This is a genomic window from Pseudomonas sp. NFIX28, from assembly GCF_900107395.1.
In the GTDB taxonomy this organism is placed as follows: domain Bacteria; phylum Pseudomonadota; class Gammaproteobacteria; order Pseudomonadales; family Pseudomonadaceae; genus Aquipseudomonas.
Genome location: NZ_FNPW01000001.1, coordinates 697,957 through 710,891, shown reverse-complemented (window position 1 = coordinate 710,891; position 12,935 = coordinate 697,957). Strand labels below are relative to the sequence as shown.

9 protein-coding genes and 1 pseudogene are annotated in these 12,935 nt (G+C 54.4%); 5 read left to right on the top strand and 5 right to left on the bottom strand.

The features are described 5' to 3' along the window. Positions 1–201: 201 nt before the first annotated feature. The 4 genes and pseudogenes from BLV20_RS03085 to BLV20_RS03075 form a co-directional block, all read right to left on the bottom strand. Positions 202–1,383, bottom strand: coding sequence for a lipid-transfer protein (locus BLV20_RS03085; protein WP_092296756.1), 1,182 nt, complete (start codon positions 1,381–1,383; stop codon positions 202–204). Positions 1,384–1,447: 64 nt separating this feature from the next. Next, positions 1,448–3,577, bottom strand: coding sequence for an SCP2 sterol-binding domain-containing protein (locus tag BLV20_RS03080; protein WP_371914294.1), 2,130 nt, complete (start codon positions 3,575–3,577; stop codon positions 1,448–1,450). Then, positions 3,566–4,459, bottom strand: a pseudogene (locus BLV20_RS31975) (SDR family oxidoreductase); the annotation flags it as partial. The gene BLV20_RS03080 and the pseudogene BLV20_RS31975, both read right to left, overlap by 12 nt. Before the next feature lie 38 nt (positions 4,460–4,497). Continuing rightward, positions 4,498–5,637: an acyl-CoA dehydrogenase family protein gene (locus tag BLV20_RS03075; RefSeq protein ID WP_092296750.1), complete on the bottom strand. Its 1,140-nt coding sequence runs from the start codon at positions 5,635–5,637 to the stop codon at positions 4,498–4,500. Between the two features lie 116 nt (positions 5,638–5,753). Here BLV20_RS03075 and BLV20_RS03070 point away from each other — a divergent pair, with 116 nt between their 5' ends. After that, positions 5,754–6,785, top strand: coding sequence for an AraC family transcriptional regulator (locus BLV20_RS03070; protein ID WP_139192673.1), 1,032 nt, complete (start codon positions 5,754–5,756; stop codon positions 6,783–6,785). 72 nt (positions 6,786–6,857) lie between these two features. On the opposite strand, the gene BLV20_RS03065 is transcribed toward BLV20_RS03070, so the two are convergent. Further along, positions 6,858–7,883, bottom strand: a complete 1,026-nt coding sequence (locus BLV20_RS03065; RefSeq protein ID WP_092296744.1) for an AraC family transcriptional regulator — start codon at positions 7,881–7,883, stop codon at positions 6,858–6,860. 101 nt (positions 7,884–7,984) lie between these two features. Between BLV20_RS03065 and BLV20_RS03060 the strand changes: the two genes are divergently transcribed. The 4 genes from BLV20_RS03060 to BLV20_RS30835 all read left to right on the top strand — a co-directional run bounded on the left by BLV20_RS03060 (position 7,985) and on the right by BLV20_RS30835 (position 12,848). Further along, positions 7,985–8,443 (top strand): YiiD C-terminal domain-containing protein, encoded by a 459-nt coding sequence (locus BLV20_RS03060; RefSeq protein ID WP_175540128.1) that lies wholly within the window; start codon positions 7,985–7,987, stop codon positions 8,441–8,443. A 629-nt stretch (positions 8,444–9,072) separates the two neighbouring features. Then, a complete protein-coding gene (locus BLV20_RS03055) occupies positions 9,073–10,899 on the top strand; it encodes a Mu transposase C-terminal domain-containing protein (protein WP_139192672.1) in 1,827 nt (608 codons plus the stop codon). Continuing rightward, a complete protein-coding gene (locus tag BLV20_RS03050; RefSeq protein WP_238437348.1) occupies positions 10,896–11,759 on the top strand; it encodes a TniB family NTP-binding protein in 864 nt (287 codons plus the stop codon). Before BLV20_RS03055 ends, BLV20_RS03050 begins: the two co-directional genes overlap by 4 nt. Positions 11,760–11,762: 3 nt before the next feature. Further along, positions 11,763–12,848: a TniQ family protein gene (locus tag BLV20_RS30835; protein WP_139192671.1), complete on the top strand. Its 1,086-nt coding sequence runs from the start codon at positions 11,763–11,765 to the stop codon at positions 12,846–12,848. Positions 12,849–12,935: the final 87 nt, after the last annotated feature.

The following is a 12,935-nucleotide window of genomic DNA, read 5'->3' as shown; positions in this document are numbered from 1 at the left end:
TCTACGACTTTCCGTTCGGTGATGTAGCCGTGCTCCACGAACCAGCCCAACGCATCGCGCAGGGTCTGCTCCAAGGGGCGCACCACCAGCCCTAGCTCACGCCGGGCCGGCGGCGTCGCATACCAGGCCGCGCCTGGTGAGATCGATTTCCGCCGGCGTCAGCAGGGGAGTCGTCCCGGTTGCTCCTCGGCCTGGCAACACTTAATCGCGACGGTACAGAGTGATCACACAGGCCCCACCGAGTCCGAGGTTGTGCTGCAGGGCGATGCGTGCCCCTTCGACCTGGCGCTTCTCTGCTTGGCCGCGCAACTGCCAGACCAGCTCCGTGCACTGGGCCAGGCCGGTGGCGCCCAGGGGATGGCCTTTGGAGAGCAGGCCACCCGAGGGGTTGGTGACAAACTTGCCGCCATAGGTGTTGTCGCCGTCCCAGATGAATTTTTCGGCACCGCCTTCGGGGCAGAGACCGAGGCCCTCATAGGTCAGCAACTCGTTGGCGGTGAAGCAGTCGTGCAACTCGATGACGTCGATGTCTTCGGGACCGATGCCGGCCGCTTCGTATACTTGTTTTGCGCCGTTCACGGTCATGTCGTAGCCGATCATCTTGATCATGCTGCTTTCATCGAAGCTGCTGGAGTAGTCAGTGGTCATGGACTGAGCGGCGATATAGACCGGGTTCTTGATCCCGTGCTTTTTTGCAAATTCATCCGAGCACAGAATCGCGGCGCCGGCGCCACAAGTGGGCGGGCAGCACTGGAAACGGGTCAAGGGATCGAACACATCGTCCGAGGCCATGATTTCTTCCAGAGACAGCACCTGATTGAACATGGCGTAGGGATTGTTGCTGGCATGCTTGCGCGCCTTCACGGCGATCTGGCCGAAAGTTTCGCGCTTGGTGCCGTATTTCCAGCGGTATTCGCGACCGGCACCGCCGAACATCTGTGCGGCCGGCGGGGACTGGTTAAAGCCCTGGGCGTCCATCATCACCTGGACGTGCCGGCCCATGGGCGGTTCGCGGTCGTTGAACTTGGCGGCTAGCGCGCCTTTTTCCATTTTCTCGAAACCGATGGCAAGAACACACTCGGCCAAGCCGCCTTCGATGGCCTGGCGCGCGAGGAAGAGGGCGCTGGAGCCAGTGGAGCAGTTGTTGTTGACGTTGACCACCGGAATACCGGTCAGGCCCAACTCATAGACCGCACGCTGGCCGCAAGTGGAGTCGCCGTAGACATAGCCGGCAAAGGCCTGTTCGACGTCTGCGTAGGGCACTCCGGCATCGGCCAGGGCTTTCTGGCCGGCCTCGCGGGCCATTTCATAATATTCTGGGCTGCTACCGGGCTTGGCGAACTTGGTCATTCCTACGCCAATCACATTGACACGACGCTTCATGGTGTTTTCCTTTTAGAGTTCTTGGAAACCGGCGGTGTGAGCTTCACACCGCCGATCGCGTGCTTCAGGCCAGCTTGAGGAAAGCTTCCAGCGTTTTGATCAGGCCCAGGTCGCCGTGGACCCTTACCCGGCCGTGCTGGAACAGCGACTGCAGTGAGTCCGTGCCCTTGATCAGCGTCTCCAGGTCTTCATCGGCGAACAGCAGCGTAGTGCCTGCCTCGGCGGTGCCGGCCTTGAGCACCGGGTTGGCGTTTGAGTAGTCCAGGGTCCAGGCGCTGTCGGGTTCGGCTACCTGGAAGCCGAGCACATGCCCCTTGGCGACCTTGACCAGCTCCGGAGACTTGGCAAGTAGCTCGCCGAACTTTTGGAACACGATCTCGGCCCGACCGACCTTCGCCGCTGTGGCAGGAACGCTGGCGGCGCTCGGCGCACTGGTGCCGCCGGCGAGGCGCTTGGCCACTTCGGCTTCGACCAGCTTGGGGTCCATCCTCTTGAGGAATTCGAGCTTGGAGGCCGCCATCATATTGCCGGCGATCTTCAGCTTGCCGGCGAAGAACAGCTTCTGCGCATCCTCACCACCCACGCACATCCCCACGAATTGCTCGTCAGCCGTGGTCAGGGTCACATCGGGCTTATCGGCGGTACCCGGTGTCACGGTGCCGACCTTGGCGTCGACGATCCAGGAGGTGTCGGGGTCTTTCAGGTTGAACTGGAACACCGTGTTGGCGGCTGTTACTTCCGCCGGGTTGGCGGCCAGATAGACGCCGACGGCGTTGAGGATGTCGACGCTGGTGGGGCCGGTCGGCTGCGCGGCACGCTGCTCGGTTGCTGGGGCGGCAGCAGGCGTATTCGCGAGGCGCTTGGCGACTTCGGCTTCGACCAGCTTGGGGTCCATCTTCTTGAGGAACTCGAGCTTGGAGGCCGCCATCATATTGCCGGCGATTTTCAGCTTGCCGGCGAAGAACAGCTTCTGTGCATCCTCACCCCCCACGCACATGCCGATAAACTGATCTTCATCGGCCGTCAGCGTGACATCAGGCTTGTCAGCGGCGCCCTGGATTACCTTGCCAACCTTGGCATCGACGGTCCAGGAGGCGTCCGGATTCTTCAGGTTGAACTGGAACACCGTATTGGCCGCTTGCACTTCGGCCGGATTGGCAGCCAGATAGGCGCCGATGGCGTTGAGGATGTCGGCGCCGGTCGGACCAGTGGACGGTGCAGTCGCTACGGCAGCCACACCCGCGGCAACAGGTTCGGCCTTGGCCTTGGCGAGCGGAATCTGCTCATACAGCTCGACCGCGGCATTCTTGATCACAATCTCGTCGCGTTCCTTGACGCGGGTCTCGAGCAGGATGTGGGTTTCGCTTTCCTTCCACATACGGGTGACCAGGGTTTCACCCGGGTACACGCTCTTGGCGAAACGCACCTTGATGCTCTTGAAGCGACGCGGGTCGTTGCCGAGGAAGCTTTGCACGACATGGCGGCCGACATAGCCATAGGTGCACAGGCCATGCAGGATGGGCCGATCGAAACCAAAGTTCTTGGCGAACTCGGGATCGATGTGCAGGGGGTTCCAGTCGCCGGAAAGGCGATAGATCAGGCTCTGGTTGTCACCGATTTTTTCCTCGACGATAGCGTCAGGCTCGCGAGGCGGCGGCACGTTGATGTCGGCGCTGGGGCCGCGATCACCGCCCCAACCACCGCAACCGCGCAGGAAGAAGGTGATTTCGTTATAGGCAAGTTCCTCACCGGTTTCGTCGAAGCTGTGCACGTCGATGATGCCGATTGCGTCCTTGCCCTTGTCATAGGCGGTGCGCAGTTTGGCTTCGTGACGCAGCTTGGCGTGGGGCGGCAGCGGGCGCTTGATCTCGGTGTACTGTTCGCCATGAAGCACACGATCCAGCACATTGCCCATGCCTGGCAGTTCCTTGCCTTCCATCATCATCTGCATGAAGCCGTTGAGGGGCGGGATCACGCCATAGGTGGGCAGAGCGTAAAAAGTGTCGCCGCGTTCGTACAGATACTGCAGCCCCTTGGCATCCAGCGGGTCGGCGCCAACGCCAACGCCAAGCGCATAGAGTGAAAGGTCGCGCTCGTCATAGGCGTTTTCGATCACCACCGGCTTGGCAGCCTTGGCCTTGTCGAGGTCCAGGAACTGGTTGCCGCCGAGCTTTGGATTGTTGATGTTGTCCATGGCCGCCACCATGGAGTCCGCGACAGTGGTCGGGAAATCCGCGTCGGCGAAATCTCCTACCTGATCCCACTTGGCGGCCACGTCTTCGATATCGATGGGGCTGGAAAGGCGAAAACCCACGCCCTTGGTGCGCTGCCAGCGCAACTTGTTGATGATCCCGGCACCGACTTCGAACAGGCCGCCATTCTCCTCACAGGATTCATGGCAGAGCCAGCCCACCAGCGGGCTGACATATTCCGGCTTGAGGCCTTCGAGAATTTCCGGCGGCAACACGGTTTCCGTCAAGCGCGAAGCCGCGATCGGAGCAATGGTGTTGACGTGAATGTTCTTGCTGCCGCCTTCTACCGCCAGGGTCTTGGCCAGGCCGAGCAGACCGAGCTTGGCGGCCGAGTAATTGGCCTGGCCGAAGTTGCCGTAAATGCCGGCGGCCGAGGTGGTCATGATGATGCGGCCATAACCCTGCTCGCGCATGATGGCCCAGGCAGCATGGGTGACGCTCATGCTGCCCTTGAGATGGACGCGATAAATCAGGTCCCAGTCGTCCATGCTCATCTTCAGGAAACTGGAGTCGCGCAGGATGCCGGCATTGTTAATGACGATATCGACCCTGCCGAAATTATCTACGGCCGTCTGCACGATGCTGGCGCCGTTTTCCACCGAGTCGTAGTTGGCCACGGCTTCACCACCGATGGCCTTGATTTCTTCGACTACCTTGTCAGCCGCCGCAGAAGACTGGCCACCGCCATGGGCGCCGCCGCCCAGATCGTTAACCACCACGCGAGCGCCGCGAGAGCCGAACATGAGCGCGTATTGACGCCCCAGCCCACCGCCAGCACCGGTCACAATGACCACCTTGCCATCAAAACGTAATTCTTTTGACATGATAAAAATCTCTTGATATTGGGAGATTGCAAGCAGCGTTACAGGGTGCGCGCGATGATTTCTTTCATGATTTCGTTGGTGCCGCCGTAGATGCGGGAGGCGCGCATGTCGACATAGGCACGCGCCACCGGGTACTCCAGCATGTAGCCGTAGCCGCCGTGCAGCTGCACGCACTCGTCGATGACCTTGCAGGCCAGGTCGGAACACCAGTATTTGGCAATGGCGGCATCGTCGATGCCGAGCTCGCCTTTGAGCACCAGTTCCAGGCAGCGGTCGACATAGACGCGGGCAATCGCCAGCTCTGCCTTCATTTCGGCCAGCTTGAAGCGAGTGTTTTGGTAGCTGGCCACGGGCTTGCCGAAAGCCTGGCGATCGCGGGTGTACTTGAGGGTCTCTTCAAACGCGGCCTCGCCAGCAGCCACCGAGAAAATCGCGATAATCATGCGTTCCCAGGCCAGCTCCTTCATCAGCATGAAGAAGCCTTCGCCCTCTGTGCCCAACAGGTTTGCCTTGGGGACATGCACATCGTCGAAGAACAGCTCACAGGTATCCTGGGCCTTCATGCCGACTTTTTTCAGCGGCTTGCCCTTGGTAAAACCCGGGCTGTTCGCCTCGACCAGCAGCAGGGAGATATTTTCCGCCGCACCGCCGGCGACGCCGGTCTTGCACGCCACAATTATCAGATCCGACAGATAGCCATTGGTGATGAAGGTCTTGGAACCGTTCAACACATAGTGATCGCCATCCAGCATCGCCGTGGCCTTGATGGCCTGCAGGTCGGAGCCGGTGCCGGGCTCGGTCATGGCAATAGCACCCACCAGCGCCCCTGTAGCCATGGGTGGCAGGTACTTGAGCTTCTGCTCGTGGGAGCCGAAGTTATTGATGTAATTGGCGACGATGTCGCTGTGCAGGCCGAAGCCCAGGCCGGTGGCACCGGCCTTGGTGGTTTCTTCGAGCTGCACCACGCTGAACAGGCGGTCTGCGCCGATGCCGCCATATTCCTCGGGCATGGTCTGGCACAGATGCCCCAGCTCACCCGCGCGATTCCAGATGCTGCGGTCCACATGCTGCTGATCTTCCCAGCGCTCATGATGGGGCATGATCTCATCGGCCAGAAAACGCTTGACCTGACGGCGATATTCTTCGTGCTCGGAGCTAAACAGGGTACGAGAAATCATTCAAACCACTCCACTCAATTGGCGGAGTGACTATGTGGCCATTTTTCAGATTTCAGTCAGTGATGGTTATGCCATAGTTCTTGACAAATCAGGCCAAGCTCGTCGAGATAAAGGGCATGAAAAAATCAAGAAAAATAAGTAATTCATTCGTTATTTCTGTTGCCTATATCCGGCACTTGCTGCAAATAGGTGCTGACTGGGGCGTGTCCGAGCAGGAGCTATTGAGGGGGTGTGGTTTAAGTCACTCAGAGCTGCAACAACCGGATGCCCGCATCACGACGCGGGAAGCGGGTCTGATCACACGACGTCTGATTCAATTGAGCGGCAGAAACGATATCGGCATGGAATACGGCATGCTGATCCGCCCGACCTCGCACGGTTTTCTGGGTTATGCCGTCATGAGCTGCGCCACTCTGGCCGAGGCCATGCAGGTTCTGCACAAGTACCATTCCCTGCATTTCAACGATTTCACACAGACCGTCGAGGTGAGGGACGAGGAAGTAGTCATTACCCTTACCGAGAGCTATGACTTCGGTCCCATGCGTCAGGTTTTCTTTGAGGCCTTTCTTGTCTCTACTTGCCAACACATGGCCTATCTCCTCGGGCGGGAACTCGCGGGTTTGAAGGTGCATGTTGACTGGCCCAAGCCTACCTATTTTGATGCATACCAGGCGCGCCTGCCGCTCTGGGAGTTCAAGCAGGCGCACATCCAGATTCGCTTCCCCCGGAGTTTTCTGTCCCTTCCTCTAATCATGGCCGATCCCCATGCCGTTAGGCATGCCTTGGCCCAGGTGGAAAAGGAAGCTGCTGCGCGAGCGATGGCGGACAGTCCGGATATTGTTCCACGCGTGCGGGGGCTCTTGCAGGCAGGCATCGACGGGTATCCGTCCTTGGCTGATGTGGCAGACAAGCTCTGTGTTTCCGAGCGCACGCTCAAGCGTAAGCTCAGCGAGTCAGGTAGCAACTTCCAGAGTCTGCTGGATGATGCGCGCCGGCGTCAGGCGATGGAGTTGATCAACGCAGGGCAGCTGCGTCTGCAGCAGATTGCGCAGGTTCTGGGATACACCGACCCGGCAGCGTTTACCCGGGCCTTTAAACGCTGGACGGGCGAAAGACCCAGCGACGTACGAAAGGGGCGGCTCACATAATCGCGAAGAAGGAGGGGAGAGGTAGCTGGCTGCCCAAGCGTAATCCTCCTGCGTTACAAGCAAGCCCCGTTCTCATGACTTACCGATCATGGTGCGCCGATAGGCAAAGGGGCTGCATCCCGTCCAGCGCTTGAAAGACCGGCTGAACGCACTCTGCTCCGAGAAGGCCAGCATCCAGGCGATTTCCGTCAGCGCGAGCCGGGGATCTGCCAGATACATTCGCGCCAGTTCCAGTCGGGTCTGGTCGAGAAATTCACGGAAGCCAAGCCCGCGTTCTTGTAGACGTCGCTGCAAGCTTGCTCGCGACATGCCCATGCCTTTGGCGACATGGGCGATAGTCGGCTGCCCCTCATGCAACGCCCGGACGAGTAGGGCGTGCAATGCGGTGAGCATCGCATCACGGCGCGTTAGTTCACCCAGCCGGGCCTCTGCTCGACGCTCCGTATAGTCCCGCAGACTGTGGTTGCTTGTGCGTATCGGCAGGGCCAGGGAGAGACTTGAAAAGCTCAGCGAGGCGGCTGGCGCACCAAAGGTCACAGGGCAGTGGAAAAACTGCTCGTACAAACCGGGTTGATCTGGTGTCGGTCCCCCCATCTCGACGGCGATCGGGTTGACTGGCGCCTCGCACAACAGGCGCGCCAAAGTGACCAGACAGACCAGCCCGGTTTCGTGGCTCAACTGGACCATGCGGGATTGCGTGGGCATGCCTTCGGGCACTAGCCAGCGTATGGTCAGGGCGTCTGCCGTGCGTGTGATCGGCACGACAATGCCACCCCATGCCAGCGCATAAAACCGGCTGAGACGCTCGAAGACCTCACCAAGGTTGTCGGAAGACAGACAGAGATAGCCCAGCATGCCGAAGTGGCGTGCCTGAGCATAGCGACCGATGCCAAGGCCCAAGGCAGGTTTCGGGTACTCACGGCTGATCAGGGCAAGAGCGGAAACCCACTCGGTAATGGGGACTTGGCCGTCGGCTTGCCAGCTTGCAATACGAGTGCGACAGCCCGTCGCCGGCAAGCCTTCGGCATCTAGATAATCCTTCAGCAGACCGCCGAGACCGCCGCTCAGCAGGACATCCTGGTAGGGGGAGTTTTTCATATGAGGCAATCTGTCAAATATCAGAGGTCATTTGTCAATAATGACCTGGGATGTCAGGAGATACTGCTTCTTCCAACTACCGGATTAACGGAGCAGTGCCAATGTCTGATCTTCTGGACGTATCCCAAGCAAGCACCATGCTGCGGCAAATGCTGCCGCTGTACGAGAGTATCGGGCTGACCGTTGAACATATGAGCGACGTTCTGGAATGTTCGGTGCCGTTTTCCCGGCATAACCAGAACCATCTCGGCACCCTGCACGCGGGAGTGCAATGGTCGGCGGCGGAGATGCTGGGCGGGCTGCTCTATATGACGCATATGCAAACCCTGGGCAATTGCAGCCCCGTAGTCTGTGAGGTGAGCATCAAATTCCTGAAAGCCGCCACCAGCCGCATACGGGCACGCACACGCTTCGACGCCGACCAGGTACAAGCACTCAAAGCTACGTTGGACAGCGAGAACAAGGCCTTTTTTGATTTGAATATTGAGCTGCTTGATGATGCTGACCTGGTTGTCAGTACCGTGGTCGCCAAGTACCGCTACCGGCGTGTTAACCCTTAAACGCAATAGAGAAAAATGGAGGAGGGAGGTGATGTCCAGTTCTTGTGTGGTCACCTTTGGCCGCGCTGATGAGGTTGCTGCGGAGGACGTTGGCCAACGTGGTTGGCTATTACAGGGAGCAAGGTTCTCAGGATCCGTTCGTCCTGGAATACATCGCCGAGGTGCAGGCACGAACTGCAGGAGAGTGATCGAGGCCTGGGCCTAGCTCCAAATCTGACCACCCATGTGAGCGTCAGAAGTAAAGTGAAATTAATTCAAGTTTCTGATTTTTATATAGAATTCGACAAGGCTGCAGCTGAAAGGTGGAAAAACTCACATTGTCAATCACTGATTTACACCCTTTGAATGCTGAATTTTAGTCACTTCTCTCTACCTGCCTTTAGTCGCGAAGAGCCTTTCACTGAAGTTTGTTGATGCTGTTTTTCTTAAACGCTTGCTGAAATTCCACCATTCGTCAGCTGACTATGGAGTAATTCTGCAGTTGTCGCGTTATCGCTGCCCGTAAGTTATTGATTCATAATGGGGGGGCAAGTACTGTCTGCGGTTGACTAGTTGGTGGTCAGGTTGACAGCTTGTAAAAAGAAGCCAACGCTATTGTCCTATTTATATTTTCGCTTGTGGGCGGCGAGATGAAAAGCATAGAAGTGAAGCCAGGTCTATTGGTGGTTGCAGGGGGGGCTTTAGCTGTAATTACAAAATGCTTGCCTGGCTCATTAGTTGAAGTAGAGATTAGCAAGTCGCGAAAAAAGAAGACTTTTGATATTGAGAATATTGAGTATATAGATCCGGGGTATGACCCTGATAAAGAAATAGTAGTGCCGATTGCCGCTCAAGCCAGGTCTTTGACTGACGACTTTGGAGAACTAGAAATTGCAAGAGTTCGCTTTGAAGTCATAGGGCAATATCGAAGTAAACAGATTGGCAGGTCTGAAGCATGTTGTCGTCTTGGTGTATCTAATGGAATGTTCTACAGGCTTCTGAGAATGTATGACAAAGATGCAGGTCTGTACTCACTAATAAGACTAAAGCGAGGTCCAGCACCAGGCGTGTTAAAGATCGATGAAGAAGTCGAAGGGTTTATTGCGTCAGCAATAAAAACCAGCTATGAAGGGAAGTCTGCGACAATCGCTCGAGTGTGGCGTAAAGTTGAGCAGTTATGCATTGGCACTGGGAAAAAAGCTCCATCTATAAATACGGTGGCTGCGAGAGTAAAGAGTTTTGATCAGGTTGAACTTTATAAAAAGAAATATGGGCATGAGGCTGCGCAACAAAAATACCAAGCCCGGCCGGGAAAGTTAATTACGCATGCGCCATTAGAGTTTGTTCAAATGGATCACACCAAGGTTGATGTGATTGTGGTTGATGAAAAAGACAGGCGGCCAATAGGGCGGCCTTGGCTAACAGTGGTTCTCGAAAAGAATACCCGTGTAATGCTCGGGTATTATTTGGCTCTGCACGCCCCCTCGTCACTTTCTGTAGCATGCGCTATATCTCATGCTATTTTGCCCAAGAAAGCATTCATGGAGCAACTAGGACGATTGCCTGCAGAGTACCCATATTATGGAAAGTTCAAAATTATTCATATGGATAACGCTAAGGAGTTCAAGACCACCGGGTTCCAGAAAGCTTGCGCAAGAAATGATATCGAACCTAAATGGAGGCCTCTTGGAAGGAAGCACTACGGCGGGCATATTGAGCGTTTGATTGGGACTATGATGAATGAATATATACATTTTTTACCCGGTTCAACGATGTCTAACACTGTCCAAAGGAAAGGTGTAAATAGTGAGAAAGAAGCTTCGTTAACCTTCAGGGAGTTTTGTAGATGGTTCGCAGGGGAGGTTGCCATCTACCATGGACGTGTCCATAGAGCTTTAGGGTGTTCGCCCTCAGAGGTATGGAATAGGTATTTCGCAAATCATGAGGAAGGGCCGCGTCACCCTCCTATGGTGGCACGTCCAATGGATCTTCGAATGGACTTTATGCCCGAGGAACGGAGAACAATTCGACCTGATGGTGTGTCGTTATACCAGTGCAAGTATTGGAGTCCAACTCTGCGACTATATGTTGGACATAACGATGTGACGATAAAGTATGACCCGTTTTCCATGAAAACTATCTGGGCAAGACTTAATAATGAATATGAGCCCCTTACTTTTTCAGATCAAACGTTAGAGGACTGCACCCTAGAAGATATTCGTTTAAGAAACCGGCGTGCTAGAAATGGGGCGCTGACGACTCCCTCCTTGATTGGAGTAGTAGAAGAAAATGAACAACTTGTGCGTGAGAGTGTAAAGCTTACGAAAAAGGAGAGGCGTAAAGTTGCAGCATTCAATGCATATCATGGGGTTAGAAACGCTGCCGGGTCCGCGCCTAAAGCGGAGAAGAGTACAGTAAAAAACGAACGGCCGGATTACTCGAAAAAATCAGAGCCCTTTAGAAGGGTAAATAAATGACGACTGTTGGCCTGCATCTTTTGTCATCAACTCGAAAGCTACTGGCGTTGAGCGATGAGTGCCGAATTAAAGAAATTCAGAACGATAAGGTTTGGGTGGACTATCCTTTGGCTGCAAAAATTTCTGACATCGTCAATAATTTCTGTGAGCTTCCGAGAAGATCCCAAGCGCCCTGTATGATTGTCTGCGGTGAGGGTGGCACAGGTAAGACAAGTATTATCAATCAGCTAAAGCGGGAAAGCCGATTTAAAGAAAAATTGATTTATGTTGCGTTGAATGTCAATCCTTACGGTTATAAGTTTAATGAGTTGATAGCGGATGCATTAGGGGTCCCTTGTAAGTCGACGAGAGGTGTTGGTCGTAAATCTGATTCGTTGATGGTCGAGCTTGAGGAAGTGATAAGGTTGCGTAATATAAGGGGGATAGTTATTGACGAGTTGCATGACGCAATGCTTGTTCCCCGATTAGAGCAAGGGAAACATCTTTCTCTATTGAAAGGCTTGTCTAATGCACCTTTTGGCTTGTCTGTAGTTGGCTTCGGCACTAACTCAGCAGGGAACGCACTTGCAGCAGATAAACAGCTTAGTAGGAGGTTTATTAAGTTTCAGCTTACTGACTGGAGTGAAACCGAGGGCTTCAGATCGTTTCTTGCGGGGCTTGAAGAGATGTTGCCACTGAAGTACTCGTCAGGCCTGGATAGGGAGGAAATTGTTGGGTTATTGCTGTCCAGCACTCTCGGGAGAATGGACGATGTTGTAAAGTTAATAAGAAGTACTGCATGCTACGCCATTAGAACAGGTGAGGAGAAAATTACTCCTGAATTACTGAATAAGACGATCACATCCCCCTGGGGGTATTAGATTGTGAAAATTAATGGCCTGCCTAGACCCCAGATTGATGAATGCCTTTCATCCTGGGTCTATCGTGTGGAGCATAACGGAAGTTTGAGTATCCATGAAGAATGGTTTTTATTTTCAAAAGACCCTGACTATGACGTGCCGGTGGCGTTGGTTGATCTAATAGCTGATAAAGCTCAATTTGACTTGAGTTTGATTCAGAGGTTCTTCAGCTATCAAGTAAACTGGTGCTTCCCATGGAAGAACAGACTTGCATATTGCCTGGACTGTTTTCGAGAGGATATAGCGGGCGGCGGTTTGCCATACTGGCGTAGATGCTGGTGTAGCCTTCATCAGCCAATTTGTAGTACGCATCGCAAGCTATTGAGCACGATGCCGACGCAATCAAAAATTGGTCCAGATAAACCATGGAGCGCTTTTTCCTCTGAGTTAAATTATCCCCCTGTTACAGCGTTGTCCAGGAATCACCTCAATCAAACGCAATACCATTCTATTAATGCATTAATGATCAGATCCGCCTTTAGGGTGCAGAATTATGTAAACTTGGCGCATGCAACAAAAAATCTTCACCTGCCGGGATTGAGGTCGCCTATACCGAGTTGTCGTTTTTTGTCTTTGGTTAGATTTCTATTCTCATGTTTTTTGTATCCAAGAACTCTGGCCAAGGGGCTGGACGGAATTGCACGTGGTTTCCAGCACGGGCTCTCCAGGAATTCATACCCCGATGGCGCTGAAGCAAGAATAGCTGGTTGCGAGGATCCCAACACTTTTTCGAGAATGACAGCTCTAATTTTGATCGGAGTAGTGATTGGAGTGATACGGCAAGAAGTAGTCCAGAAATATTCAGATCAGTTATATTTGCATGCATTTGTACGTCGCTGCGGCTTAGTTGAGCTGGGGCAGTACGGAGTAAATTTGCTTGATGATACTGAAGTTGAAGAGGCTGTAAAAATATTTATCGAATTACCTCCGCTGCTGCTGCTCCGAGTTAAACCATTTGTTGAAGGAATGAAGAAAAGTGAGTCAGTTTTTGTGAGAAGAGCGGCTGAGCGTATTGCCTTAAGCATTGTTTGGCAGGTCAGGGAAAACTAGTATGCGAGACGCAAAACGGTGTACCTAGCCAAGTGGAAAGAGCTTGATGCCGTCGGGCTATGGCTACGCACTTAAGCGCGGTCTATG

Bases quoted from the DNA above. Each gene is read 5' to 3' on its own strand.
- BLV20_RS03050 (WP_238437348.1), top strand. From the start codon at position 10,896: ATGACGACTGTTGGCCTGCATCTTTTGTCATCAACTCGAAAGCTACTG.
- BLV20_RS03055 (WP_139192672.1), top strand. From the start codon at position 9,073: ATGAAAAGCATAGAAGTGAAGCCAGGTCTATTGGTGGTTGCAGGGGGG.
- BLV20_RS03065 (WP_092296744.1), bottom strand. From the start codon at position 7,883: ATGAAAAACTCCCCCTACCAGGATGTCCTGCTGAGCGGCGGTCTCGGC.
- BLV20_RS03075 (WP_092296750.1), bottom strand. From the start codon at position 5,637: ATGATTTCTCGTACCCTGTTTAGCTCCGAGCACGAAGAATATCGCCGT.
- BLV20_RS03080 (WP_371914294.1), bottom strand. From the start codon at position 3,577: ATGGACAACATCAACAATCCAAAGCTCGGCGGCAACCAGTTCCTGGAC.
- BLV20_RS03070 (WP_139192673.1), top strand. From the start codon at position 5,754: ATGAAAAAATCAAGAAAAATAAGTAATTCATTCGTTATTTCTGTTGCC.
- BLV20_RS03060 (WP_175540128.1), top strand. From the start codon at position 7,985: ATGTCTGATCTTCTGGACGTATCCCAAGCAAGCACCATGCTGCGGCAA.
- BLV20_RS03085 (WP_092296756.1), bottom strand. From the start codon at position 1,383: ATGAAGCGTCGTGTCAATGTGATTGGCGTAGGAATGACCAAGTTCGCC.